Consider the following 25237-nt stretch of genomic DNA (forward strand, 5'->3'; position numbering starts at 1 on the left):
TAACTAAAACTTATAAAGCATATAATGTTAGTTAAGACTTTTCAATAAAAACAACGGCTTTACAAAAGTTAACTTGTCAATTGCAGCGCATCATATTGACGAATTTACGTCTTTTCGGGTATAGTCAGATCAATAAAAATCCGAAGGGTTTTTCTATCTTGAGGGTCGTTTGAGGGACTGGAATCTTGATTCTAGCGTTGGTCGAGCCCAAATTCTGTCAAGTTTTTTGCGACAAGTCGTATGTATTTTTGTTGAGCAATACAATTTTTTGTAAAGAGGTATTGACAGAAACGAGACCAAGCCATGTTATCCGAAGCAGGTGATTCACCCTGAACGAGGGAGAAGCAACGATCAGTCACAGGCGAGTCATCGTTGATAGTTGTTGCCACCAATATCCCCTTTCCTTTTGACCTGTTATGGATGCTTCAGTTATGAGACGGAAGTTAGTGGATAATAGGGATAATTAAGAAAGAGCACCTTCGAGAAGAGTGAGTCCTGTTGCTCTAGCGATGGCTCAACAAATTACCTTGTCTTCAGAACTGATTGTCGATGAAAAATTGTCAATTGTCAATTTTTAAAAACTATATTGGTGTTGGTTAGTGACATGAACTTATTTACAACCCCAGAAACCTCCCTAGAAGATGTTTTCCGTCAAATTGGAGGCGGTGGCATTACCCCAGTGGTAGAGAACTTTGATCGCGGAAAAACCATCTTTTTTCCAGGTGATCCTGCCGAGCGCGTTTACTTTTTACTGACGGGGGCAGTTAAACTCTCCCGAGTCTATGAAACTGGAGAAGAGATAACAGTAGCCCTATTGCGGGAGAATAGCATTTTCGGGGTGTTATCCCTGATTACTGGTCAACACTCTGATCGCTTTTATCATGCGGTAGCCTTTACCCCTGTTGAACTTCTCTCCGCTCCCATTGAACAAGCAGAAATTGCCTTTCGAGAAAATGCACAGTTAAGCCGATTAATGCTGCAAGGGTTATCTTCTCGTATTCTCCAAACCGAAATGATGATTGAAACCCTAGCCCATCGCGATATGGGGTCGCGCTTAGTGAGTTTTCTGCTGATTTTATGTCGAGATTTTGGACAACCTTCCGATCAAGGTATTCAAATCGACTTAAAACTATCCCATCAGGCGATCGCGGAAGCAATTGGTTCGACTCGCGTTACAGTGACTCGTCTCCTCGGGGAATTACGAGAAGAAGGGATGATTTCTATTTACAAGAAAAAGATTACGGTGCATAATCCAGTCGTACTCAGTCAACAATTTTCCTAGCCGTTTTCCCTATGATGACCAGTGCGCTTGTTTTAATTGCAGCCATTTTACTGCTAGGTGGCTTACTCGCTGCACTGGGAGATTATTTAGGAACAAAAGTGGGAAAAGCTCGGTTGCGAATGTTCCATTTACGTCCTCGTCAAACCGCCACCTTGGTGACAATTTTTACGGGAACGTTAATTGCAGCAAGTACGCTGGGAATTTTATTTGCAACCAGCGAATCGTTACGGAAAGGAATCTTTCGTTTAGATGAATATTTAAATCGTTTACAAGACGCTCGTGATGAGTTAGCAGAAGCCGTTCAAGAGAAAGAAATTGTTAAGCAAGAATTAGCGAAAGCTCAACAAGGATTAGATCAAGTTAATCGGAAGTTTCAAATAACACAACAAGAATTAACGACGGTCTCACAAAATGTTAAACAACTAAACCAACAACTATCAGCTTTGAAGCAGGAACGAGAAAAATTATTAGAACAACGGAAAAGATTGGAACAAGAAATTATTAAAAAAGATGAAGAATTAGCTCGCCAAAAAGAGCAATTGCAAGTGACAGAAGAACGCTTAGAAAATTTAAAAAATCAAAGACAAAAACTACAAACAGAAATAAAAAAACAAGATCAGCGAATTGCGGAATTAGATCAAAATATTCAGACGCGAGACGAGGTTTTACAATTCCAAGAAGAAGAAGTGACTGAGCTAGAAACTCAACTGGTAAAATTGCAAGAAAAAATCCAAGCTCTAGAACAATATTATCAAAATTATCAAGCTCTGCGACGGGGAAATGTCGCGTTAGGAAAAGGAGAAGTCCTCGCTCTGAGAGTGGTACAAATTAATGATTTAGAAGAAATGGAAACCGTCATTAATCAAATGCTTCGTCAAGCCAATCGCAACGCAATTCAAGCAACACAACCAGGGAATGAAAATTTTCAAGAACAAGTTTTAGTGATCACTCAATCGCAAATTAAGCGCCTCAAAGAAATTTTGAAAGATGGTCAGGAGTACGTGGTTCAAATTGTTACCGCCGGTAATTATTTAAGTGGTGAGAAAAAAATTCGCGTGTTTACAGATGTTATTCCAAATCAACAAGTCTTTCAAAAAGGTGAACTGATTGCATCTCTCTCTCTCAGTCCACAAGAAGTTCAACAGGGAGAGTTATCGGGACGGATTAATTTATTATTAGCAGCCTCTCGATTTCGAGCGCGTCGATCAGGGGTCGTCGGAAAAATTTTTGTGGGGGAAAGCAATGTCGAAGTGATTCGATTTATAGAAGAATTAGAAACCTTGAATCAACCTTATAATCAGATTAACGCGATCGCGGCGCAAAAAACGGATACCGCTGGTCCTCTACAATTAAAATTAAGAGTGATGCAAGATGACAAAGTAATTTTAAGTCATTAATCATGAGGAAGTGATCAGCCACTCAATAACGAATAACAAATGATTATAGGATTTGACCCTGGACGAGATAAATGTGGTTTAGCTTTAGTCCAAAAAACAGGAACAATTATTGAACATCAAGTTGTCAATTCAGAACAAGCGTTAATGATGATTCAACAATGGTGCGAGGAGGAGTCAATTCAAACATTGGTGATGGGAAACCAAACTACGTCTCAACAATGGCGAGAAACATTGCAAGGAGCATTTCCTAATCTTCCGATTCTGATGGTCGATGAGCGCAATAGTACCTTAGAAGCGCGCGATCGCTATTGGGAATACTATCCTCCTAGGGGATTGATGCGTTTGCTTCCTAAAGGAATGCGGATTCCCCCCCGTCCCATTGATGATATTGTTGCGATTTTATTAGTAGAACGGTCAAAGCTCACTTCAGAAAAAACAGGTTATTTGAGGAATACGCCAACGAGCAAGGAACAACGAACCAAGAACAAAAATTAATAATATACCTGACCAGTCCAAGAATTACTAGATTAAAGTTTTATGTTAACTGCTATCTTAGCTATTCTCGCTATTTCCGCGGCTGCGGGAATGCGACTCGCTCTTCCTTTGCTTATTATTGGTTTTATCGAAAGCGAAAGTTTTTGGTCAAATGTCCCCCTTTTAAATCGGCTTGATCCACAAGTGATTTTAGCAATTTTAATTAGTTGGTCTTTATTTGAATTATTCGGTTCTAAACAATTATTAGGACAACGAGTTTTGCAACTCATTCAATTAGCATTAAGCCCACTGGTAGGGCTCTTATTGGCGGTGACAGTAGGACAACTTGCGGATTATGAGATTACGCAACTGTGGCTGGTTGGAATCAGTGGTGGTGTTTTGGCTTTTCTCTTACAACTGGTACAAGTCGGTTGGTTCTTCCGCTTAAAAGGAATTCCTCCTTGGGTCGCCGTTGGCGAAGATATTTTATCCATTTTACTTGTTTTTTATGCTTTTAGTGCGCCAGAAGAGGGAGGATTAATTGCAATGATGCTCGTTTGGATCGCCATTCGCAGTTCCACCAGTTGGAAAAAATGGCATCAGCAATCTCGAAATCATCCGCAAGAGTCTAAGGAGAAATGGTGAAATATTTACGTTGGTTAATTCTGGGAGTAACGCTTTTTTTCTTGATTCAAACGTTTCAACAACATTGGCAAGATGTCATTGAAGTTGAGTTTAATCTTTCCCAAGTTAAGTATAGCGCGATCGCGCTCTTGGTGACTCTCTTTGCTCATATTTGGTCTGGTCTGGTTTGGGCAAGTATTTTAAAGTTTTTACACCAACCAGCTGCTCTGTCTTGGGTCTTACCTGTCTATTTACAAACGAATTTAGCCAAATATATTCCAGGTAATGTCTGGCATTTTTATGGGCGTATTCGAGCGATGCAAACTGCAGGGGCGAATCTAGACACCGCTACTTTAATCACTCTTTTAGAACCGCTTTTAATGGCAACAGCAGCCGTTTTAATTGCCATGATCACGCTTCTCCACAAGGGATTAATGATGGCGCAAAATCCCTTTTATGATGTCTTTCCTTTTCTCTTTGTTGCCACAATTTTAATCGCGATTCATCCCCGTTTCCTCAATCCCCTCCTAAGTTTAGCAGGACGCTTCAAGAAGAAATCTGTTGGTCAAGAGTCTCCTAAAATCAAAGACTATCCTTGGCTTCCTCTTGGTGGCGAAATCGGTTTTGTGATTTTGCGGGGGAGTGGTTTCATTGTCACTATAGCTGGTTTTAGTGCTTTAACTCTTGAAGACTTCCCCTTACTCTTGGGTGTATTTAGTCTCTCTTGGTTTTTTGGCTTAGTGATTCCCTCCCCTGGTGGAATTGGGGTTTTTGAAAGTAGCGCGATCGCGCTGTTAAATTCCACTTTTCCTCCTGCGATTCTTCTCAGCAGTCTCGCCCTCTTTCGCTTGTTGAGTCTCAGTGCAGAAATCTTAGCGGGCGCGTTGGCGTGGGGGTTTACAGTGACCAGTAATCAGTGACCAGTGACCAGTGACGAGTGATCAGTGATAACAGTTTTACATCTGCCAAAATTTCCTCTGGCAACGAATCGTTAAAGTCTTCTGCTATAGTGACGATCTAAACTAAGTTGATGACTCAGTTTAATTTAACCGAAAAAATCAGGTAATTCTCTCTTGCAGCTACAAATTCAACCATTAACCAAAGATAAGTTAGAAGAAACCGTAAAGCTCGATCGCGCTTGCTTTGGCGGACTGTGGACAAAAGGAGCGTATGAACGAGAAATAGATAGTCCCAATAGCCTTCTTCTGGCTTTAATCACTCCTGAAAACCAACTGATTGGAATCGGCTGCTTTTGGGCAATTGTGGAAGAAGCTCATATTACCCTCTTGGGCATTCATCCTGATTATCGCCGACAAGGATTGGGAGAATTATTACTGTGTGAATTATTGATCGCTGCGGTTGAGTGGCCCCTCGAACGGGCAACCTTAGAAGTAAGAGTTTCCAATGAAAGCGCGATCGCGCTGTACCAAAAACTAGGCTTTCAAATTGCAGGACGGAGAAAAGATTATTACCCGATTCCCCCAGAAGATGCCTTGATTTTGTGGCGGTCTCACTTAGATGAACCTGAATTTACAGAAATGTTACAAAACTTACAGCAAAAAAGATCCGCTACCCTCTTGACGAAACGCTAGTTGATGTTGCAAAGTAGTCAAGGTTTCAATTTTTAAGAATGTGTAAAATCTGCTGTAATTCGCTTCTTGCCCCCGAAAAGTGGGGAAACCCTCACCTCAACTTAGCCCGATAACCCCATAGCCGAATAACAAACCACGGGATCACCTATGTTAGAATCAGCGTAATAAGGGCACGCAGCAGGTGATAACAATAGGCTATGTTTGAACGCTTCACAGAAAAAGCAATTAAGGTGATTATGCTTGCCCAAGAGGAAGCACGTCGCCTCGGTCATAACTTCGTTGGCACAGAACAAATCCTTCTTGGCTTAATCGGAGAAGGAACAGGGGTTGCAGCGAAGGTTCTCAAATCAATGGGAGTCAATCTCAAAGATGCTCGCATTGAAGTGGAAAAAATTATTGGACGCGGTTCAGGCTTTGTTGCCGTTGAAATTCCTTTCACTCCTAGAGCGAAACGAGTTTTAGAGCTTTCTCTTGAAGAAGCACGGCAATTGGGACATAACTATATTGGAACCGAACACCTTCTTCTCGGGTTGATTCGCGAAGGAGAAGGGGTCGCAGCCCGCGTCCTAGAAAACTTAGGGGTTGACCTCTCCAAAGTCCGCACGCAAGTGATTCGGATGTTAGGGGAAACCGCCGAAGTTTCCAGTGGTTCGAGTCAAGGACGGACAAAAACGCCCACCCTCGATGAATTTGGTTCTAATCTCACCCAACTTGCCACCGATAGTAAACTCGATCCCGTGGTCGGTCGTCAAAATGAAATTGAGCGGGTGATCCAAATTCTGGGTCGTCGCACGAAAAACAATCCCGTTTTGATTGGTGAACCTGGGGTGGGTAAAACCGCGATCGCGGAAGGATTAGCCCAGCGCATCTCCAATGAAGATGTTCCCGACATCCTCGAAAACAAACGGGTGGTCACCCTCGATATTGGTTTACTCGTTGCAGGAACAAAATATCGCGGGGAATTTGAAGAGCGTCTGAAAAAAATCATGGACGAAATTCGTCAAGCTGGAAATGTGATCCTAGTCATTGACGAAGTTCATACTTTGATCGGTGCAGGAGCAGCAGAAGGCGCAATTGATGCAGCGAATATCCTCAAACCTGCCTTAGCGCGAGGAGAACTGCAATGTATCGGTGCAACCACTCTCGATGAGTATCGCAAACACATTGAGCGAGATGCAGCGTTAGAACGTCGGTTCCAACCCGTGATGGTGGGAGAACCCACAGTAGAAGATACCGTGGAAATCCTCTTTGGCTTGCGCGATCGCTATGAACAGCACCACAAGCTGAGAATTACTGATGCAGCATTGGATGCAGCAGCAAAACTGTCTGATCGTTACATCAGCGATCGCTATCTTCCCGATAAAGCGATTGACCTGATTGATGAGGCGGGTTCTCGGGTGCGTTTGATTAACTCGCAACTGCCTCCCGCAGCAAAAGAACTGGATGAAGAACTGCGTCAAGTGCTCAAGCAAAAAGATGACGCGGTACGCTCTCAAGACTTTGATCGGGCGGGAGAACTGCGCGATCGCGAGATGGAAATCAAGAGCGAAATCCGTTCTCTTGCCTCTGCGAAAAATACAGAAACCAGCCAAGATGACCAAGTCGGTCCCGTGGTTGATGTGGAAGAAATCGCCCACATCGTCGCCTCTTGGACAGGCGTTCCCGTCAGCAAGATTACCGAAACTGAATCGGAAAAACTGCTGCACATGGAAGGCACCTTGCACGAGCGTCTCATCGGTCAAGAAGAAGCGGTTCGCGCCGTTTCCCGCGCCATCCGTCGCGCCCGTGTTGGTCTGAAAAATCCCAACCGCCCGATCGCGAGCTTTATCTTCTCCGGTCCCACAGGTGTTGGTAAAACTGAGTTGACCAAGGCATTAGCGACCTACTTCTTCGGTTCAGAAGAAGCCATGATTCGCCTCGATATGTCTGAATTCATGGAACGCCATACGGTTTCCAAGCTCATTGGTTCGCCTCCAGGCTACGTGGGCTACAACGAAGGCGGACAACTAACCGAAGCGGTGCGTCGTCGTCCTTATACCGTGGTTCTCTTTGATGAGATTGAAAAAGCCCACCCCGATGTCTTCAATATGCTCCTGCAAATTTTAGAAGACGGTCGTCTAACTGATGCGAAAGGTCGCACGGTCGATTTCAAAAACACCTTGCTCATCATGACCTCCAATATTGGGTCTAAGGTCATCGAAAAAGGTGGTGGCGGACTTGGCTTTGAACTCGACGAAGACCAAGCCGAATCGCAATATAACCGCATTCGTTCCCTCGTTAACGAAGAATTGAAGCAATACTTCCGTCCCGAATTCCTCAACCGTCTTGACGAAATCATCGTCTTCCGTCAACTCAACCGTGAGGAAGTCAAGGAAATTGCCGAAATTATGCTGCACGAAGTCTTCTCGCGTTTGACCGAGCAAGAAATTAAGCTGGAAGTGACCGAGGCGTTCAAAGAGCGATTAGTCGAAGAAGGGTACAGCCCCAGTTATGGTGCGCGTCCGCTTCGCCGAGCGATTATGCGCTTGTTAGAAGATATCCTCGCTGAGGAAATTCTCTCTGGTCGCCTAAGCGAAGGAGATACAGCCACCGTTGATGTGGTGGAAGGGGATGTAAAAGTCTTCCCACAGGAGAAGAAAAAAGAGTTACTTCCTCAAGGATCAGAGTAATTAAGAAACATCACCTTAATTGCTGTTAATCCCTTAATTGAATTGAAGAGGCGGTAGAACATTAAATTCTACCGCTTTTTCTTATTGCTATAGTCCTTCCAACAAAGACTGAACTTCCTCCTCATGAGTTATCCATGGCTGATTCCACCGATTCTTCGGCTGGTGCAGGTGCTAACATATCATCGGGGAGGAAAATGCGCGCACTCACTGCTAATAAAGCCAGACCAAATGTAAGAATAACCAGAAAGGGGATGATATAAGCGCGAACAATATTCATGGCTTCAATAATGAGTAAAATTGAGTTGTTTTTAACGTTTCCCAGTTTAACTGATTTAAGGTTTTTTAGTTAATGACTCGCGTTTCTATTATTATTCCTACCCTTAATGAAGCCACTTTGTTACAAAAGACATTACCGCGTCTGAGTCTTTTATCACCAACTGCAAAAGAAATTATTATTGTTGATGGGGGAAGTGAAGATCGCACCCTGGTTGTTATTGACGAAATTGTATCTCAATTTTTTCCTCCTTCTGTGATTCAAGTGATCAAGACATCTCGTGGACGAGCAAAACAACTGAATGCAGGAGTGGAAATAGCAACTGGAGATTATTTATGTTTTCTCCATGCAGATACGTATGTCCCTTATGATTTAGTGGATGTAATTAGTAAAGTCTTATTTGACCCAAATATTGCTTGTGCTGGCTTTATTTCCATCATGAGTGGTTGTCAAAAAACGCGCTGGGGAATTTCCTTGCATAATTTTCTTAAAACCTATTATGCCCCTTTTTTATTTCGTCCTTGGCTTTTTTTCCGCAAAGGATTACGAGTCTTGTTTGGTGACCAAGTTATGTTTTGTCGTCGCAAAGAGTTTTTAGATTGTGGTGGGTTTGATGCCACACTTCCTATTATGGAAGAAGCAGATTTATGCTTCCGTTTATGCCATTATGGTCGTATTAAGCAAGTTAATCGTATTGTCGAATCTTCTGATCGAAGAGTGGCAAAATGGGGCACCTTAAAAGCTAATTTTATTTATTTAATGATTGGTAGTTTGTGGGGAATGGGAGTTTCAGCGCATTGGTTAAAACGATTTTATGAAGAAGTGCGTTAAATCTAGCGCTCAAGAAACAAAAATCAAGAATGTATCTCATGATTTACTGTTCATTTAAATGCCAATCATAGGGCAAATATTGAAGAGAAACCGATTCTTGAACAGTCTCTGATAAATATTGATTGAGATAATTAGGAAGGGATGAACTGACTTGGAAAAAATCTTTTTGATACCACTTAAAAATTGGACTGAGGTGCAACATATTCTGATCAGGATTATATTTCACTTTGCTGGGGTTATTAATAAAACGTTCTGCATCCCTGGTTAATTGTTCCTCAATTCGCGTGGGATTATAGGCTTCATTGCGTAATAAAGGACATCCTCTAGCAGCACAAACAAGGGCAAAATGAATGCGAGGATCTTGCCAGCGTTGCCGTAGCATTTTATGCTCAATGTCATTGAGACTTAGAGCTTGATCATCTAAAGTATAAACCGATCGCGCAAAAAATCGGAAAAAAGAAAGCCAGTTTGGAATCCCCAAAAAAGTGGGAAGAATGGACGGGATCGGATATCGCTTGAGAATTTCGCGAATAACAAGCGCATTATAAAGGTTGATCAGGAGGGTAAACTGTTCTTCAGGACTCAGTTGTTGCAACTGACAAGAAGCAAGAGAATCTAACCAGCCATTGAGTTCTTGTTTGGATTGTAATTGCCAAGTTTGATAATCCACTTCTCCTTGCGAATTCACATATTCTTTTAATAACTGATCCCAAACTGAATAATCAATCATAAAATTATGGTTTTATCTTCGTTGAAATTCCTAATAACTCCTTTTCGGAGTATAGCGTGGCTTTTATTGAAATCTAAAATTCGTCGTGATTTCCCAACTGTCAAACAATTGCAGACAAAAACCTTAGCCCATTGGTTAGAACAAAATGAATCTAACCTTCAGTTAATTGATACTCGCAACGAAGAAGAGTTTTTAGTCAGTCATCTCCCTCAAGCCCAACATATTCCTGATGTAGAAACAGCAAAAGCCAAACTGAATCCCCAAAAAACAATTATCGCTTATTGTTCTGTGGGCTATCGTTCCTCTCGCCTCGCTCAACAGTTGCAGGCTCTAGGATATAATCAAGTTTGGAATCTAGAAGGCTCAATTTTTCAATGGGCAAATGAGGGACGACCTTTAATCCATCAGGAGCAACCCACCCAGCAAGTCCATCCCTATAGTAAAAACTGGCAATGGTTATTGAACCAAGACAAGGTGAACAAATAACAAATGACTAATGACTAATGTTTAAGCTTCAACCGATCACGATTCCTGTTTTAGACCGCTATTTAAGTCGAGAACTGATCCTTCCCTTTTTCTTTGGGGTGGGGGCGTTTGCATCCATTGGACTGTCAGTGGGAACCGTGTTTGAGTTAGTGCGACAAGTCGCAGAGTCGGGATTATCGATCGCGATCGCGCTGCGGGTTTTTCTCCTGCGGATGCCAGAATTTATTGTCTTAGCCTTTCCCATGTCCACCTTACTCGCAACGCTAATGACTTATGGTCGTCTGTCTAGCGATAGTGAAATTATCGCCTTGCGTAGTGTCGGGGTGAGTGTGTATCGGTTAGTGATTCCCGCCCTGATCATGAGTTTAGTCGTCACAGGGATGACATTTGCCTTTAATGAGTCTCTTGTTCCCGCAGCGAGTTATGAAGCCAGAATCACCCTTGAACGGGCGTTAAAAGGCGAAAAACCTGCCTTTCGGCAAAAAAATATTCTCTACACCGATTATGATGATGTGGAACAACCCAATGGCGAAGAACGAGAAATCCTTGTCCGCTTGTTTTATGCAGAACAATTTAATGGCGAACAGATGCGGGGATTAACCGTCATCGATCGCACCCGAGAAAACATTAGTCAGATTATTAATGCTGAGTCTGCAACTTGGAATCCGAGTTTAAATAAATGGGATTTTTACAATGGGACGAGTTACGTGATTGCTCCCGATACTTCCTATAATAATGTCGTTCAATTTGAGCATAAAGTTTTAAACTTACCGAAAACGCCTCTGGATTTAACGCAGCGATCGCGCGACTATGGCGAAATGAACTTAGCGCAATCTTTAGAATATTTAGATCTGGTTCGCGCCACCAGCGATGATGATAAACTCAAAGAGTTAAAAGTCCGAATCCAACAAAAAGTCTCTTTTCCTTTCGTTTGTTTAGTCTTTGGGTTAGTCGGGGCTTCTTTAGGCACAAAACCGCAACAAACAGGACGCGGAACCAGCTTCGGGATTAGTATTTTAATTATTTTCGGCTATTACCTACTCGCCTTTATTTCGGGCGCGATCGGACAAGTGGGAATTTTATCTCCCTTTATGGCAGCGTGGATTCCTAACTTTTTAGGCTTTGGAATCGGTGGGTGGTTACTGTTTCGATCCGCCCACTAAAATAAAAACAGTCCCTGATCTTTTTAAAGCCATGATTTTTAAGTTATTTAAACCCGTTATTTTCATCTTCATCATATTTTTTAGTGTCTTTTTCTTCAATCCAACTGTTAGCTTAGCAACGACTACTGTCGAAATGGCAAGTATTTTTTCTTTTTCGGGAGAACAACCCAAAAACTTAGGCGTTAACAAGGGGAGTCTATCACCCTGTCCGCAAACCCCCAATTGCGTATCCAGCCAAAGTAAAGATGTGACCCATAAAGTTGAACCGTTAACTTATAATTCTTCCCGAAAAGAAGCCCTGAATAAGCTCAAAACCATGATCGAAGAAACGGATCATGCCAAAATCATAGAAGCAACATCGAATTATTTATATGCTCAATATACGAGTCGGATTATGGGCTTTGTTGACGATGTAGAATTTTATTTAGACCCCCAAGAAAATGTGATTCATGTTCGTTCCGCCTCCCGTGTGGGCGAATCAGATTTAGGGGTCAACCGCCGTCGCATTGAAAGCATTCGCGAACAATTTCAAGCCTAAACCAGTAGGGCGTTGCACCCGCCTGAGCACTATGTTAATTTAGCAAATATGTATGACGAAGATGACCTCACCCTACTAGATACAGACGCTGACTTCTCAGAAGAAAGCCCTTTGGATCAAATGGAGTCGGTAGAAGAAGAAACCGTCCCTCTTGATCCAGAGGAAATGCTGCCTTTGTTAACGTCTGAAGAACCAACGCAACGGATGCTTGCTGCCCGTGCGTTTTGCCAGTTAGAAGACGATCGCGCCGTTCCCGCTTTAATCGTGCTTCTCAAGGATGTTTGCCCCTTAGTGCGTGTCAGTGCTGCCTATGCCTTAGGGCGAAACCCTCATTCTGAGGCTGTTGTTCCTCTCATTGACCAGTTGGCAACAGACTGGAATGGCTATGTACGCAAGGGCTTAGTGTGGGCTTTGGGAAACTCGCGCGATCGACGTTCCATTCCTCCGCTTCTCCATGCTCTAGCAACGGATATCTCCGCCGTGCGCCTGTGGGCAGCGAGCGCCCTCACTCATGTGGGAAAACTCAATTACGAAGATATTATTCCCGCAATTCCCCCCATTATCGAAGGCTTACGGAAAGATAGTATTCCTGCGGTGCGGAGTAATTGTGCATGGACTTTAGGACAACTTTGCGCGGAGTTGCCCTCCAATGTCGTCTATGCCACGGCTGTAGATGCCTTAATTGAAACCTATGTGGAAGATGAAGATTTTGGCGTGAAAGAAGACGCGAAAGCCTCCCTTTTGAAACTCGGTGATCCTCGCGGTTTGCAGATGATTGAGGAGATTGAAGAACAAGGGTTGATTTAGGTTGAAGATAAAATAACTTGATTTGAACCTAGCGTTTTTGATCAAAACTCGGTTAAGCTCAAGGATGATCCGATCAATTCCAATGTCCGATGATGCAACAACTTGATTCTAATCCGGAAGCTCAACAGTTCACGGCATTCATTGACCCTTATTTGCTCAGTGCTGCGCGACATATTTATCAAAAATGTTACGAAGTTTATCCAGAAAAGGCAGAACAAACCAGTGGCGTTGCCATTGATCGAGAAACCTATCGAGGGCAACTGATCTTTAGAGAAAAGCCGGTTCTTTTACCTTGGGAATCATTCATCCCGTCCGAGCAACTCCAAGCCGATCATTAAAAAACGTATAGAAAGGCTAAAACTTATTTACAATCTCCCTTGATGATCCCCAGAGGGGGGATAGGTTTTGTTAGCTTGAGAACACAGTGTCTTAATTGTGTTCTGTAATACTCATGAATAACTCCTCTCAAAGCGATCTCCTCAGTACCATTGCCATTGCTGGAATTGGATCAGGAATTGTCACCTCCTTTGCGGTAAGTCAAGGACAATCCCCTTTAACTGCCCTCTTCATCACCGCGATCGCGACAGGGTTTGCTGTGATTTGTCGTCGGGCGGGCTTAGTTTAGTGTAGTTGGGAACTTTTTGCATTCAATTCCTGTCTTTAACCCTTGACGAGTCACAGGAATGATGCAATGGCTACACATTCGATTTGGAAAAGAGGAACATCAACGGTGCTATCTGTTTTATTAGGGATAGGAGTCACCACTCCTCTCATTGTATCAGCACCCGCTTCGGCACAGTTATTAGACCGACAAATTGCCCAAAGTCGTCGCGTTGCAATCCCCTCTGGTGTTTCCTTACCGGTCAGCTATGAGGAAGCGGAAAAAATTGTCGTTCTTCCAGGAGAAACTGTTCCCGTCACCCTCAAGATTGCTGCGAACATCAAGGATCGACAAGGACGAATTTTGATTCCTTATGGGAGTGAATTAGTGGGAGAAGTGCAGCCAGCTGGAAATGGGGCACGTTTTGTCGCGCAAGAATTAAAAATTGCTGGGTCATCAGCGCAACCGATTAACGCTACTTCTCAAGTGATTACCCGTCGAGAAACCATTGATCGTGGGGCGAGTACCGGCGATGTTTTAGAAGGGGCTGCGATTGGTGCTGCTGCAGCTAGTGTGATTGCTGGGATTACTGGCGATCGCGCGATCGCGACAGAAGAAGTGCTCGGTGGTGCTGGTTTAGGGGCTTTAGGGGGCTTACTCTTAGGAAAAGATGAAGTGGAAGTGATCTCGATTGATCCCAATCAAGACCTTGATATTACCCTTAATTCTCGCCTTGCCCTGTCCTACTTTTAGCACTGTTAGAACCCGAATGATTCAGGCTCTTCTGGGGGAACTATGATACATTAATACTCATCAGGCAAAAGCCAATCGGCAAGTTGCCCCAGTTAGAAGAGCGATTACTAATTTTATATCATGCCCGTAGAAACCGATTTTCTAGCATCGCTGAATGCGTCTCAACGACAAGCCGTTCAACATTTTTGTGGCCCCTTATTAGTGGTTGCGGGAGCAGGATCTGGAAAAACACGGGCTTTGACTTATCGGATTGCCCATTTAATTTTAAATCATCGCGTTAATCCCGAAAATATTTTGGCGGTTACCTTTACCAATAAAGCAGCCAAAGAAATGAAAGAGCGGATTGAGCTTATTTTTGCACAACGGTTAGCTCAAGAAAGGGAAGGACAACGCTTAGAATTACTCCCTGAACATCAACAAGTCAAGCTACGATCGCGCGTCTATAAAGATATTACCAAACATCTCTGGATTGGAACATTTCACAGTCTTTTTGCTCGCATTTTACGGGATGACATCAATAAGTATCAAGACCCGAAAGGATGTCAGTGGACAAAAAACTTCACGATTTATGATGAGTCAGATGCACAAAGTTTAGTCAAAAATATTGTGACGAAACAACTGAATTTAGACGATAAAAAATTTAATCCTCGTTACTTACGTTATGGCATTAGTAACGCCAAAAACCAAGGACTTTATCCCGAAGATGTCCTCATTCAACAACCCAATTATAAAGGACGAGTGTTGTCAGAAGTCTATCAAGAATATCAATCGCAACTCGCTGCGAATAATGCTCTTGACTTTGATGATTTAATCCTAATTCCCAGTCGTCTTTTCTCTCAAAACGAATCAGTTTTAGGCTATTGGCATCAACAATTCCAACATATTTTAGTCGATGAATATCAAGATACCAACCGCATTCAATACCAACTGATTAATCTCTTAGCAACGAATGGCGAACCTAATAAACAACAAATTAACTGGGAGAATCGCTCAATTTTTGTGGTTGGGGATGCCGATCAATCCATTTACTCTTTCCGCATGGCAGACTTTACCATCTTATTAGAATTTCAAGAAGATTTTGGAGATGGTTTACCTGATGATGACACGCGGACGATGGTGAAATTAGAAGAAAACTATCGATCGCGCGAAAATATCTTAGAAGCTGCAAATAATCTCATCGAAAATAATAGTGAACGCATTGATAAAATCCTCAAACCAACACGAGGATATGGCGAGCAAATTTATTGCTATAAAGCGGAAAACGAAATCGAAGAAGCCCGTTTTATTCGCAATCAACTCCTGAATTTAACCCGAGAAAACCCAGAATTAGGATGGGGAAGTTTTGCGATTTTATATCGAACGAATGCCCAATCCCGAGTCTTAGAAGAAGCCCTTCGCGCTGATATTCCCTATCATATTGTCGGGGGACTCAAGTTCTATGATCGCAAAGAAATTAAAGACGCACTCGCCTATTTACGACTGCTAACCAATCCCAATGATACCGTTAGCTTACTCCGTATTATTAACACACCACGGCGCGGAATCGGACAAAAAACCCTCGATCAACTGATTAGTGCATCCCAAGAATTAAATGTTCCCTTATGGGAGATTATTAGCGATGAAACCTCTGTTAATACTTTAGCGGGACGCGCTGCAAAAAACGTTAATGAATTTGCACAATTGATTCAATCTTATCAAGCCAATGTTGAACAACTCCCCGCAGCAGAACTTTTAGATGGGCTTTTAGATGCGTCTAAATATCGACAAGATTTACAAAACCAAGGAACAGAAGAAGCAGAAAACCGACTGGAAAACTTAAAAGAATTAGACAGTGCGATGATGCAGTTTGCAGAGGAAAACGAGGATAGTAGTTTAGAAGGCTTCCTCGCCAATGCGTCTCTCGCGTCTGATTTAGACAACTTAAATGAAGGAGAGGAAAAAGTATCTTTAATGACCCTCCATTCTGCAAAAGGGTTAGAATTTCCAGTCGTTTTTCTGGTGGGATTAGAACAAGGCTTATTCCCCAACCGACGCACCTTAGATGATCCCGCAGCCTTAGAAGAAGAACGACGGCTCTGTTACGTGGGCATTACCCGCGCCCAAGAACAGTTATTCTTATCTTACGCCCAAGAACGTCGTTTGTGGGGATATCGGGAACCGGCTATTCCCTCCCAGTTTCTTGGCGAACTTCCTGATGAGTTGGTGAGTCATAGTTCTCCCCCCATTAAAGCCCGTCGTCAACAGCAACCGAAGGCACAACAGGGGAAACAGACAAAACAACCAAAACCCGCTTCTCATGCTTGGCAAGTGGGCGATCGCGTTTTTCATGAGACCTTTGGTGAAGGGGAGATCACCCATGTTCTCGGGAGTGGGAAGAAAACCAATCTCGCGATTCAGTTTTCTGGTTTAGGACGAAAAATTATTGATCCCAAAATTGCCCCATTACAACCCCTTTAAAGACTTCTCTCCCGAACTCCCCTCAAGTTAATTCAATTTGAGATGTTGGAGCAATCACTGTCGTTGATTCTGGAGAAGCAGTGGATTTAAGGGTTTCCCCATCAGCAGTAGGGGTTAAAATATCCTCATAGAGTTGAACATATTTTTGAGCCGATCGCTGCCAACTGAAATTTTGTTTCATTCCTCGTTCTTGCAGGTTGCGCCACGGTTCGCGATAGAGATAACTTTCTGAAGCACGAATCAGGGCTGTATATAAGTCTAAGGATTCATAAACACTAAAACAAAATCCAGTTCCAGTTTGTTCAATGGGATTATGATGAGAAACTGTATCCACTAAGCCACCTGTGCGACGGACAATGGGAACACAACCATAACGCATCGCCATCATTTGACTAATGCCACAGGGTTCAAACCGTGAGGGCATTAAAAAGGCATCACTTCCAGCGTAGATCCGTCGCGCCAGTCCATCATTGTATAGGAGTTGCACGGACATCCGCCCTGGAAACCGATCCGCTAAAGCACGGAGTTGAGTTTCATAGCGTTCTTCTCCTGTGCCTAACACTAAAAATTGATCGCCCGTGTAATTTAAATACTGTTCTAGAATCGCTAAGACTAAATCTAATCCCTTTTGTTCCACCAACCGTGTCACCATACCGACTAAAAACGCGCCACTGTTGATTTCTAAACCGACTTGTTCTTGCAGGGCAATTTTATTGGCAGCGCGATCGTCAATTTTTTCTAAAGAGAAGGGTTGATCTAAGTTGGGATCGGTTTCTGGATTGTACTGCTCAAGATCAATTCCGTTGACAATGCCGACAATTTTATCTTTTTTCAACGCGAGAAGATCATTTAAGCCTTCCCCATATTCAGGAGTTTGGATCTGTTTGGCATACGTCGGCGAAACCGTATTTACACAATCCGCAAATTGGATCGCCCCCGCCATCACATTATGTTCCTGCATATAAGGCGGACACCAAGCCATTTCTTCAATCTGCGATCGCGCAGGTCCCTGATACGCTAAATTATGAATCGTAAAGACCGTTTTAATTTCAGGGGTTTGATACATCCACACCGGAATCATCCCCGTGTGCCAATCATGACAGTGCATGACCTCTGGCTGCCAATAGTTCAAAGCAAACTGAGCAGCCCCATTGGCAAAAAAGGTAAACCGCCACGGTTCATCATCCCCTTGATAAATGCGACGGGGCGCAAACGCAGCGTGTCCTAACAAATAGAGTGGAACATCAGTTCCAGGGAGAAGTGTCTCTAAAATATCAAAGGTTTGAAACATCGCACTTCCCTGCCAAACTGGTTTCTCTGGAATTTCCAGCTTATCGGGGAGAAAGCCATAATAGGGCATTAAAATTCTCACATCATGACCCATTTTGCGGAGAATGGGGGTCAGCGTTCCCACAACATCTCCCATTCCGCCAACTTTGGCAATGGGGGCAGCTTCGGCAGCAACAAATAAGATTTTCATCAGCTTAATCTTCCTTGGCAATGGTTCTTCGCTGAGTTTAGTATGAACTAGGGATTTCGTACATAGCGAAAAAAGGTTTCTGCACCCATTCCGAAAAGCGTAACATTACGCTAAAATTATTAAGAAATCTTTAGGTAATTCCGCTCGTTAAAAGCTAGACATTAATTGACATAGCTCGATTTTTGTTGACCTAGAAAGGTACGAGCGTGCAGACTCAGGTATAAGTCCTAAAACACAAGGCTACCTACCTTCTTTTCGTGATCACACCTTTCGGTGAACGCCAGCCGTTAGCTACTGTGGTCTGTAATTAAACTAAGTACCGATGCTTTATAAGGTCGTGTTACAGATGTAAAAAGCGATTAGAAGTTTGTCGAGGCACACTTTACTGAGAAATCAGATTGGCGAAAGCAAGCCGTTTAGGAAAGGGAAATGGCTAAGACCCATTTCCCTTTCCACTAAAAAGTAAAGCTAAGTCAAAAAATGTACAATAATTTACCTACTAGGAGTTAACCCATGACGCTTTCCATTCGCAACGTTGCCATTATCGCTCACGTTGACCACGGCAAAACCACCCTTGTGGACGCTCTCCTCCAACAATCTGGCGTTTTCCGCGAAGGAGAAGAAGTTCCCACCTGCGTTATGGACTCCAACGCCTTAGAAAGGGAACGCGGTATTACCATTCTCTCCAAAAATACAGCACTGCGCTACAACGAGACGCTGATTAATATTGTCGATACTCCAGGCCACGCGGACTTCGGTGGCGAAGTGGAACGGGTGTTAGGAATGGTTGATGGTTGTATCCTGATTGTTGATGCCAATGAAGGACCGATGCCACAAACTCGCTTTGTGTTGAAAAAGGCATTAGAAAAAGGGTTACGTCCGATTGTCGTCGTTAATAAAATTGACCGCCCCAATGTTGACCCTGATTTAGCAGTGGATAAAGTCTTTGATTTATTTGTGGAATTGGGTGCAGATGATGATCAATGTGACTTCATTACTCTCTACGCTTCGGGTCTCAGTGGGTTTGCCAAAAATACCATTGAAGAAGAGGGAGTCAACATGGAGCCCTTATTTGAAGCGATTTTAGGTCATGTTCCCCCACCCGCAGGGGATGCAGACAAGCCTCTACAATTACAAGTGACCACTTTAGATTATTCTGAATACCTCGGACGGATTGTTATTGGTCGCGTTCATAATGGGGTCATTCGGGCGGGACAAGAAGCAGCATTAGCCAAAGAAGGGGATCAACTGGTAAAAACCAAAGTCTCTAAGTTAATGGGCTTTGAAGGCTTGCAACGAGTGGAAATCCCTGAAGCCAGTGCAGGTCAGATTGTTGCTGTGGCTGGTTTTAGTGATGCCAATATTGGGGAAACCATTACTTGTCCCAATGAACCGCAACCCCTCCCCTTGATTAAAGTGGATGAACCCACGTTACAGATGACCTTTTCGATTAATGACTCGCCGTTTGCAGGACGAGAAGGAAAATTTGTCACCTCCCGACAAGTGCGCGATCGGCTTTACAAGGAGTTAGAAACCAATGTTGCGCTTCGGGTCGAAGAAACCGATTCCCCCGATAAGTTCCTCGTTTCTGGTCGGGGAGAACTCCATTTAGGGATTTTAATTGAAAATATGCGCCGAGAAGGCTATGAGTTCCAAGTCTCTCAGCCACAGGTGATTTATCGCGAAGTCAATGGGCAACTTTGCGAACCCTTTGAATATTTGATCCTAGATGTTCCTGAAGATGCAGTAGGAAGTTGTATCGAACGCTTAGGGGAACGTAAGGGCGAAATGCAGAATATGCAAGCAACCGCAGGAAATCGTACCCAAGCAGAGTTTGTTATTCCCGCACGAGGTTTAATTGGTTTCCGCAGTGAGTTCCTGCGCTTAACCCGTGGTGAAGGCTTGATGAACCATAGTTTCTTAGAGTATCGTCCGCAAGTGGGTAACTTAGAAACGCGACGGAATGGCGTTCTTATTGCGTTTGAAGAAGGAACAGCAACGTTCTACGCCCTGAAAAACGCAGAAGATCGCGGGGTCTTCTTTATCTCCCCTGGCACAAAAGTCTATAAGGGCATGATTGTGGGCGAAAATACCCGCCCCCAAGACTTGGAATTAAACGTTTGCAAAGCGAAGCAACTGACCAATATGCGTTCTTCTACGGGGGATGAACTGGTACAGTTACAAGCTCCTGCTGAAATGAGTTTAGAACGGGCGCTGGAGTACATCAGTTCTGATGAACTGGTAGAAGTAACTCCTGAGTCAGTGCGTTTGCGGAAAATGTCCAAGAAACTGGCGAAACAGCGTTAGTTGTAAAGGGTAATCGGTTGATCGGGTTCAACAACAACGACACGATCAGCCGTGACATTCCCGGTTGCTGCCCCTGCTGCTGCACCACCCACGGCTGCACCAAGATCAGCATCGCCGAAGATTTCACTGAGTACCAAGCCAGCACCCGCACCGATCGCAGCATCTTCACCAACCGCAGCCCCAGAGGTATCACGGGGGTCTTTAACGGGGTTTAAGACTCCAGAAGAGCCATTAAGATTGTAGGTGCGTCCATTAACTACAACTGAGTTTGCTACATAGCGTAACCCCCCTTCATCGGGAACATATTGACCGCGAATGATTGAACCTGCGGGCAAGTTTAAGCCAGCAAACCGACCACCGCGTGTTACTTCTAAGTTATAGGAGTAGCGTTTATCGGTGTTTAGGTATAGCGTTCCATTTTGGGCACTGGTGGCAACAATATAACGGTTATCGCGTTGGGCGATTAACGTTTCTGCTGCTACATTAGCAGTTGTTACGGGTGCAAATAGCGTTGTTGCTCCAATCAGGCTACCGAGTACAAAAAAACGATTTAACATGACTAGAACCTCCTAATGAGACGTTCTCTATTCTGATCGTCTCATCAGGAACAGTCCTTTGCCATCGCCTATTCGAGTGATTGTTTTCTATCTTTGGGTAGATGTATTCAGTGCTGTTTTTGCTTCTTCTGCTACCTGTTCCACCTCATCTTGAGCGAGTTGTTGCAGGAGACTTTGAGCTTTATCACCACCGAGACGACTCAAGGCTTGGACGAGGCGCGATCGCGCTTGCCAATCTTCATCACTCACAAACGGCTCTAACACTTCGACCGCTCGTTGATCTCCTAATTCCCCAAGAGAGCCAATGGCAACGGTTTTTACTAAATTATTCTCTGACTGTAACGCCTCTGTTAGCACATCAAAACTGCGTGGATCACCCATTTCGCCTAAACAAGCAATGACACTAAACTCCACCAGCCATTCTTCCGTGTGGTGATATAACTCGATTAAATCATCAAGGGCTTCCGTTAATTTTAAGCCTCCCAACGCATCCGCAGCAGCAGCTTGCACATCTGCTTCCGACTCATTACGAAGCCGATCGCGCAGTAAAATTAAAGCCTGCTGACGATCCACAGCCCCCAAACTACTCATCTGACTCACTGCAGCATAGCGCACACGGACATTTGTATCATTAATCAACGGTTGAATCAGGGGAAACGCCTCAGCAGGATCGAGTTGTCGTAACTGGTTAATCCCTGTTAAGCGATCGCCGTAATCTTCGGAGTTAAGCAGGGTTGCAACAGATTCAGGTGTGATATCCATGGTTATTAAATGATGATTGATATATGAAGGTCTCTCAACTGAGAGAGGTGGGGTAACTGGCTTAAATTGTCTCAGAAAAGTTCCCTTTGTTAGAAGAAATTGACATTGCTCTTAACGAATTGATTTTTATTAGGATTAGGAGCGCGATCGTCCTATCCTCTAGCTGTTTTAGCGATTCAGGATCACTGATTAAAGCAGATAGAAATTTGACGGTTTGCCCTGAGGAACGTATGATGCAAAGAGTTACTCGATTGCCTGAATTAGGCAGCGAATGTTGTTGAAAATAGGAATTGAATTATTATGACTCAGACTTCTAATCCCAAAGAAGCCCAAGGTTGGGACGCAATTAAAGGTGCACATGGTCTCGATGGTGATGCTGACCAACTGCAAACCTATTATGATGACTGGGCTGAAGCCTATGACGCAGATGTGTCTAGCGAAGCCTACGCAGGTCCACGGACGATTTCAGAATTTTATGATCGGATTCGGGAAGCCCATGACCCTAAAACCTCTCGCGCCAATTCCAAAGTATTGGATGCGGGTTGTGGAACAGGTTTGATTGGTCCAATTCTTAAAGAAATGGGCTATAAACATATTGATGGGTTTGACCTTTCCGATCAAATGATTGAAGTAGCGAAGAAAACCAATAGCTACGAAGAACTTCTCGGTAGCATTGACATGAACGTCAAAATTGAACAGTACGAGGATAATGAATACGATGCGAGTTTAGCTTGTGGCGTGTTCACTCTCGGTCATGTTCCCCCAGAATCTCTCAATGAAATGATTCGCTTTACTCGCCAAGGCGGTTTAATTGTGGTTAGCACCCGCAAGAGTTATTACAACTCGACAAACTTCCAAGAAGTGGTTGATCAACTGCAAGCCGATGGTAAGGTTAAATTGCTCGAACACTTGAAGGATGCTCCTTATATTACCGAAGAAGGTGCACACTACTGGGCTCTGCAAGTTTGCTAGAGTGATTTTTCAGTAATGGAGGATACGGGAAATCATCCCACTCAAGGTTGCTGGACTTTATAAACCTGAAATTGAAAAAGAATTGCGGGAAAGTCCTCCAGTCTTGGGACATAGGAACAGACAGTAGGTTGGGTTAGAGTAAGTCGTAACCCAACGAAACCTAATTAGTGTTGGGTTTCACTCCCTTCCACCCAACCTACTTGGCGGGTGATTGTTGAGTGCAAGCCCAACCTTGGTTATGCAAAACGGCGACGCAGTAACGGTTGAATCAGCAGTAAAATGACAAGATCAAATGCGAAGAGTGCCAAAAGCATTGTACCGAAAGAAAGATTGAGCCAAGGGGTTTCTAAAACGGTACTACTCAGACTCCATTCCGCATTGAGATAAATATAGCGAATGGGCTCGATCGCGTAAGTGAGAGGATTCACGGTTGCAACCACTTTTAACCAATCTGCCATGAAGTTTAACGGCGCAAGGGCGGTACTGGCAAAGAGTAAAGGCAAATTAGTTACAAAAATGACAGCAATTAATTCCACATGACCAGGTAGCGCAAAGGCTAACCCGAGACTCAGGGCGGTGACACCTGCGACAATTAAGAAAACAATCAGCGCGATCGCGCTTAAGCCAGCAACACCAGGCAAACCAGCCCCCACTACGGCACTTAACCCCACAATCGCAGCCGTTTGTAAGAAGCTGAGACTAATAATATAAATCGTGGAAGCTGCCACAATCGAAAAACGAGAACTCAAGGGCGCAACCAACAGACGATTGAGAAAGCCAAACTCGCGGTCAAACATGACGGGTAAACCTGCGTTTAACGCCCCAGAAAAGGCAGTAAACACAATCACCCCTGGCGCAAGAAACTGACCATAACTTAACCCTTCTCCCAATAATCCTTCTGGCGCATATTGAAATAACGCCCCAAAGAGAATTAACCACATCAACGGTTGAATAATTCCCGCCATGAGGGTAGAAGGGCGACGTTGGAGTTGAATAAACAGACGTTTGGTTAACGCGCCCGTTTCTTGGAAAAACTCCGCAACAGGATTTTCTTTACTCTCCTCTTTCTGATTAATTACAGAATTCGGGGATAATGGACTGACACTTTGACTCATAAATCTAATCTCCTCTTCGTTATCTTTAATTATGAACATCTCTAACGAATGACTAATGACTAATGACTAATGACTAATTAACTAACCCCCCTTCATCGCCTGTTTTTTCTCCGCTTTGAGATCGCGACTGCTCGCTGCAGCCATTTCTGCATCCATCAAGGTGCGTCCCGTTGCAGCTAAATAGACATCATCTAAACTGGGACGAGATTGAGAAACGCCAAAAGTGGGTAAGCCTAACTCAGAAAGCGTTTTTTCAATCGTACCAATGGGATTACTTTGTGCTTCTACCACTAAGTTTAGAGAATTCCCTTGGGCTGGGTTAACAATAATTTCTTTGACAAAATCCAGATGAGAAAGCTGTGCTTTGGCTTTTTCTGCTTCTTCTGGCGGTGTAAATTCTCGGATGCGGAGGGTCACGCGATCGCCGCCTAAGCGATCTTTTAACTCATTGGGAGCGCCATCCGCAATGACTGTTCCTTGATCAATAATCGCAACGCGATCGGCAAGGGCATCCACTTCTTCGAGATAGTGACTGGTAATCAGGACGGTTGTTCCAGCGTCTCGTAACTTCCGCAGAAAATCCCAGACCACAAAACGACTTTCAATGTCTAGCCCCACAGTTGGTTCATCCAAAACTAACACATCCGGTTGATGGAGTAACCCCGCAGCGAGATCCAGACGTTTTTTGATACCCCCCGAATATTTTCCAGTCTTTTGGTGAGCGTAGTCTTCTAAGCCTAAAATTCTGACTAATTGATCAATGCGCTCATTGGCTACCGATTTCGGAAGGTGATAGAGACTGGCTTGGAGTTGTAATAATTCCCGTCCAGTGAGAACCTTATCTAAAGCGACCTCTTGCGCCACATAACCGAGTTTGCGTCTAGCAGCTTTCGGTTGTTCGACACTAGAGACACCGCCAACTTCCACACACCCTGCATCGGGTTTGGTTAAGGTACATAAACAGCGAATCGTGGTTGTTTTTCCAGCCCCATTAGGACCGAGTAAACCAAAAATTTCTCCAGGTTGAACCGTAAAGGTAACGTCTTTAACTGCTGCTACGTCACCATAGGATTTTTTTAAGTGTTTGATGGAAACAGCAGGTTTCATAAAAATTCTTATGATTTTATAGAGATGGTTAAGTTTCAGTTTTCCCCCACCCCTGTCTCTTTTCTGACAAGTCATCTGCCATTACCGAAAGAGGCAGTTAGCAGAGGGAACGAGTTGACACCCACGAGAGACTTTTTGGAGAGCCTAGGGATGCGGTCTCGTATTACAGGGGTCACGGACATTATAGCAATCGTTTATCTTCGCGGTGGATCAACAGCGCGATCGCGAGATCGATTGCTTCAGGGAGAGGGGGAATCAC

Annotated in this window: 25 protein-coding genes; 18 read left to right on the plus strand and 7 right to left on the minus strand. The window is 43.8% G+C overall.

Annotated features, from left to right (window positions below; translation table 11 throughout):
• The first annotated feature begins 604 nt into the window (after positions 1-604).
• The 7 genes from ntcA (at position 605) to PCC7418_RS05965 (ending at position 8038) form a co-directional block, all read left to right on the plus strand.
• Positions 605-1282: a global nitrogen regulator NtcA gene (gene ntcA, locus PCC7418_RS05935; protein ID WP_015225272.1), complete on the plus strand. Its 678-nt coding sequence runs from the start codon at positions 605-607 to the stop codon at positions 1280-1282.
• Between the two features lie 11 nt (positions 1283-1293).
• Positions 1294-2679 (plus strand): DUF3084 domain-containing protein, encoded by a 1386-nt coding sequence (locus PCC7418_RS05940; protein ID WP_015225273.1) that lies wholly within the window; start codon positions 1294-1296, stop codon positions 2677-2679.
• A gap of 39 nt (positions 2680-2718) precedes the next feature.
• Positions 2719-3174: a pre-16S rRNA-processing nuclease YqgF gene (locus PCC7418_RS05945; RefSeq protein WP_015225274.1), complete on the plus strand. Its 456-nt coding sequence runs from the start codon at positions 2719-2721 to the stop codon at positions 3172-3174.
• 42 nt (positions 3175-3216) lie between these two features.
• Entirely contained in the window at positions 3217-3798 is a 582-nt protein-coding gene (locus PCC7418_RS05950) for a DUF4126 domain-containing protein (protein ID WP_015225275.1), read from the plus strand.
• Entirely contained in the window at positions 3792-4697 is a 906-nt protein-coding gene (locus tag PCC7418_RS05955; protein ID WP_015225276.1) for a YbhN family protein, read from the plus strand. The genes PCC7418_RS05950 and PCC7418_RS05955 overlap by 7 nt, the downstream gene beginning before the upstream one ends.
• A 153-nt stretch (positions 4698-4850) precedes the next feature.
• Entirely contained in the window at positions 4851-5369 is a 519-nt protein-coding gene (gene rimI, locus PCC7418_RS05960) for a ribosomal protein S18-alanine N-acetyltransferase (protein ID WP_015225277.1), read from the plus strand.
• Between the two features lie 197 nt (positions 5370-5566).
• Entirely contained in the window at positions 5567-8038 is a 2472-nt protein-coding gene (locus PCC7418_RS05965) for an ATP-dependent Clp protease ATP-binding subunit (RefSeq protein ID WP_015225278.1), read from the plus strand.
• A 121-nt stretch (positions 8039-8159) separates the two neighbouring features.
• Here PCC7418_RS05965 and PCC7418_RS20455 read toward each other — a convergent pair whose 3' ends face one another.
• A complete protein-coding gene (locus PCC7418_RS20455; protein ID WP_015225279.1) occupies positions 8160-8315 on the minus strand; it encodes a hypothetical protein in 156 nt (51 codons plus the stop codon).
• A 72-nt stretch (positions 8316-8387) separates the two neighbouring features.
• Here PCC7418_RS20455 and PCC7418_RS05970 point away from each other — a divergent pair, with 72 nt between their 5' ends.
• Entirely contained in the window at positions 8388-9143 is a 756-nt protein-coding gene (locus PCC7418_RS05970) for a TIGR04283 family arsenosugar biosynthesis glycosyltransferase (protein WP_015225280.1), read from the plus strand.
• A gap of 43 nt (positions 9144-9186) precedes the next feature.
• Here PCC7418_RS05970 and PCC7418_RS05975 read toward each other — a convergent pair whose 3' ends face one another.
• Positions 9187-9873: a DUF547 domain-containing protein gene (locus PCC7418_RS05975; RefSeq protein WP_015225281.1), complete on the minus strand. Its 687-nt coding sequence runs from the start codon at positions 9871-9873 to the stop codon at positions 9187-9189.
• A gap of 6 nt (positions 9874-9879) precedes the next feature.
• Between PCC7418_RS05975 and PCC7418_RS05980 the strand changes: the two genes are divergently transcribed.
• The 8 genes from PCC7418_RS05980 to pcrA all read left to right on the plus strand — a co-directional run bounded on the left by PCC7418_RS05980 (position 9880) and on the right by pcrA (position 16678).
• Complete coding sequence (locus tag PCC7418_RS05980; protein ID WP_015225282.1) at positions 9880-10359, plus strand: rhodanese-like domain-containing protein; 480 nt, start codon at positions 9880-9882, stop codon at positions 10357-10359.
• 17 nt (positions 10360-10376) lie between these two features.
• Positions 10377-11522, plus strand: a complete 1146-nt coding sequence (locus PCC7418_RS05985; protein ID WP_015225283.1) for an LptF/LptG family permease — start codon at positions 10377-10379, stop codon at positions 11520-11522.
• A gap of 133 nt (positions 11523-11655) precedes the next feature.
• Positions 11656-12060, plus strand: a complete 405-nt coding sequence (locus tag PCC7418_RS05990; protein WP_235620752.1) for a DUF1499 domain-containing protein — start codon at positions 11656-11658, stop codon at positions 12058-12060.
• A gap of 48 nt (positions 12061-12108) precedes the next feature.
• A complete protein-coding gene (locus PCC7418_RS05995; RefSeq protein WP_041596167.1) occupies positions 12109-12867 on the plus strand; it encodes a HEAT repeat domain-containing protein in 759 nt (252 codons plus the stop codon).
• Between the two features lie 89 nt (positions 12868-12956).
• Positions 12957-13205, plus strand: coding sequence for a hypothetical protein (locus PCC7418_RS06000; RefSeq protein ID WP_015225286.1), 249 nt, complete (start codon positions 12957-12959; stop codon positions 13203-13205).
• A gap of 113 nt (positions 13206-13318) precedes the next feature.
• Positions 13319-13492, plus strand: coding sequence for a hypothetical protein (locus tag PCC7418_RS20460; protein ID WP_015225287.1), 174 nt, complete (start codon positions 13319-13321; stop codon positions 13490-13492).
• Positions 13493-13558: 66 nt separating this feature from the next.
• Positions 13559-14221 (plus strand): hypothetical protein, encoded by a 663-nt coding sequence (locus tag PCC7418_RS06005; protein ID WP_015225288.1) that lies wholly within the window; start codon positions 13559-13561, stop codon positions 14219-14221.
• 120 nt (positions 14222-14341) lie between these two features.
• Positions 14342-16678 carry a DNA helicase PcrA gene (gene pcrA / locus PCC7418_RS06010; protein WP_015225289.1) on the plus strand — a complete coding sequence of 779 codons (2337 nt, stop codon included), beginning with the start codon at positions 14342-14344 and terminating at the stop codon, positions 16676-16678.
• A gap of 22 nt (positions 16679-16700) precedes the next feature.
• Here pcrA and glgA read toward each other — a convergent pair whose 3' ends face one another.
• A complete protein-coding gene (gene glgA / locus PCC7418_RS06015; RefSeq protein WP_015225290.1) occupies positions 16701-18158 on the minus strand; it encodes a glycogen synthase GlgA in 1458 nt (485 codons plus the stop codon).
• Between the two features lie 513 nt (positions 18159-18671).
• Here glgA and typA point away from each other — a divergent pair.
• Positions 18672-20465: a translational GTPase TypA gene (gene typA / locus PCC7418_RS06020; RefSeq protein WP_015225291.1), complete on the plus strand. Its 1794-nt coding sequence runs from the start codon at positions 18672-18674 to the stop codon at positions 20463-20465.
• Here typA and PCC7418_RS06025 read toward each other — a convergent pair.
• Together PCC7418_RS06025 and nblB are read right to left on the minus strand one after the other, a co-directional pair.
• Positions 20462-21022: a hypothetical protein gene (locus PCC7418_RS06025; protein WP_015225292.1), complete on the minus strand. Its 561-nt coding sequence runs from the start codon at positions 21020-21022 to the stop codon at positions 20462-20464. The genes typA and PCC7418_RS06025 overlap by 4 nt on opposite strands.
• A gap of 87 nt (positions 21023-21109) precedes the next feature.
• Positions 21110-21784: a phycobilisome degradation protein NblB gene (gene nblB, locus PCC7418_RS06030; RefSeq protein WP_015225293.1), complete on the minus strand. Its 675-nt coding sequence runs from the start codon at positions 21782-21784 to the stop codon at positions 21110-21112.
• 300 nt (positions 21785-22084) lie between these two features.
• On the opposite strand from nblB, the gene PCC7418_RS06035 reads away from it, so the two are divergent.
• Positions 22085-22756, plus strand: coding sequence for a class I SAM-dependent methyltransferase (locus tag PCC7418_RS06035; RefSeq protein WP_015225294.1), 672 nt, complete (start codon positions 22085-22087; stop codon positions 22754-22756).
• A 236-nt stretch (positions 22757-22992) separates the two neighbouring features.
• Here PCC7418_RS06035 and PCC7418_RS06040 read toward each other — a convergent pair whose 3' ends face one another.
• Together PCC7418_RS06040 and PCC7418_RS06045 are read right to left on the minus strand one after the other, a co-directional pair.
• Positions 22993-23871 carry an ABC transporter permease gene (locus PCC7418_RS06040; protein ID WP_015225295.1) on the minus strand — a complete coding sequence of 293 codons (879 nt, stop codon included), beginning with the start codon at positions 23869-23871 and terminating at the stop codon, positions 22993-22995.
• A gap of 81 nt (positions 23872-23952) precedes the next feature.
• The gene (locus PCC7418_RS06045; RefSeq protein ID WP_015225296.1) at positions 23953-24978 is read right to left on the minus strand and encodes an ABC transporter ATP-binding protein; all 1026 of its coding nucleotides are present in this window, start codon (positions 24976-24978) and stop codon (positions 23953-23955) included.
• Between the last annotated feature and the right edge of the window lie 259 nt (positions 24979-25237).

The organism is Halothece sp. PCC 7418, from assembly GCF_000317635.1.
Lineage (GTDB): Bacteria > Cyanobacteriota > Cyanobacteriia > Cyanobacteriales > Rubidibacteraceae > Halothece.

Excerpts from the sequence above, each read along its gene's own strand:
- PCC7418_RS06000 (WP_015225286.1), top strand. The coding sequence starts at position 12,957 with ATGATGCAACAACTTGATTCTAATCCGGAAGCTCAACAGTTCACGGCA.
- PCC7418_RS06035 (WP_015225294.1), top strand. The coding sequence starts at position 22,085 with ATGACTCAGACTTCTAATCCCAAAGAAGCCCAAGGTTGGGACGCAATT.
- PCC7418_RS05985 (WP_015225283.1), top strand. The coding sequence starts at position 10,377 with ATGTTTAAGCTTCAACCGATCACGATTCCTGTTTTAGACCGCTATTTA.
- PCC7418_RS20460 (WP_015225287.1), top strand. The coding sequence starts at position 13,319 with ATGAATAACTCCTCTCAAAGCGATCTCCTCAGTACCATTGCCATTGCT.
- PCC7418_RS05945 (WP_015225274.1), top strand. The coding sequence starts at position 2,719 with ATGATTATAGGATTTGACCCTGGACGAGATAAATGTGGTTTAGCTTTA.
- PCC7418_RS06040 (WP_015225295.1), bottom strand. The coding sequence starts at position 23,871 with ATGAGTCAAAGTGTCAGTCCATTATCCCCGAATTCTGTAATTAATCAG.
- PCC7418_RS06005 (WP_015225288.1), top strand. The coding sequence starts at position 13,559 with ATGGCTACACATTCGATTTGGAAAAGAGGAACATCAACGGTGCTATCT.
- PCC7418_RS05995 (WP_041596167.1), top strand. The coding sequence starts at position 12,109 with ATGTATGACGAAGATGACCTCACCCTACTAGATACAGACGCTGACTTC.
- nblB (WP_015225293.1), bottom strand. The coding sequence starts at position 21,784 with ATGGATATCACACCTGAATCTGTTGCAACCCTGCTTAACTCCGAAGAT.
- PCC7418_RS06025 (WP_015225292.1), bottom strand. The coding sequence starts at position 21,022 with ATGTTAAATCGTTTTTTTGTACTCGGTAGCCTGATTGGAGCAACAACG.
- pcrA (WP_015225289.1), top strand. The coding sequence starts at position 14,342 with ATGCCCGTAGAAACCGATTTTCTAGCATCGCTGAATGCGTCTCAACGA.
- PCC7418_RS05965 (WP_015225278.1), top strand. The coding sequence starts at position 5,567 with ATGTTTGAACGCTTCACAGAAAAAGCAATTAAGGTGATTATGCTTGCC.
- PCC7418_RS05990 (WP_235620752.1), top strand. The coding sequence starts at position 11,656 with ATGGCAAGTATTTTTTCTTTTTCGGGAGAACAACCCAAAAACTTAGGC.
- PCC7418_RS05950 (WP_015225275.1), top strand. The coding sequence starts at position 3,217 with ATGTTAACTGCTATCTTAGCTATTCTCGCTATTTCCGCGGCTGCGGGA.
- PCC7418_RS05955 (WP_015225276.1), top strand. The coding sequence starts at position 3,792 with ATGGTGAAATATTTACGTTGGTTAATTCTGGGAGTAACGCTTTTTTTC.
- PCC7418_RS20455 (WP_015225279.1), bottom strand. The coding sequence starts at position 8,315 with ATGAATATTGTTCGCGCTTATATCATCCCCTTTCTGGTTATTCTTACA.
- typA (WP_015225291.1), top strand. The coding sequence starts at position 18,672 with ATGACGCTTTCCATTCGCAACGTTGCCATTATCGCTCACGTTGACCAC.
- PCC7418_RS06045 (WP_015225296.1), bottom strand. The coding sequence starts at position 24,978 with ATGAAACCTGCTGTTTCCATCAAACACTTAAAAAAATCCTATGGTGAC.
- PCC7418_RS05970 (WP_015225280.1), top strand. The coding sequence starts at position 8,388 with ATGACTCGCGTTTCTATTATTATTCCTACCCTTAATGAAGCCACTTTG.
- PCC7418_RS05975 (WP_015225281.1), bottom strand. The coding sequence starts at position 9,873 with ATGATTGATTATTCAGTTTGGGATCAGTTATTAAAAGAATATGTGAAT.
- PCC7418_RS05940 (WP_015225273.1), top strand. The coding sequence starts at position 1,294 with ATGATGACCAGTGCGCTTGTTTTAATTGCAGCCATTTTACTGCTAGGT.
- ntcA (WP_015225272.1), top strand. The coding sequence starts at position 605 with ATGAACTTATTTACAACCCCAGAAACCTCCCTAGAAGATGTTTTCCGT.
- PCC7418_RS05980 (WP_015225282.1), top strand. The coding sequence starts at position 9,880 with ATGGTTTTATCTTCGTTGAAATTCCTAATAACTCCTTTTCGGAGTATA.
- glgA (WP_015225290.1), bottom strand. The coding sequence starts at position 18,158 with ATGAAAATCTTATTTGTTGCTGCCGAAGCTGCCCCCATTGCCAAAGTT.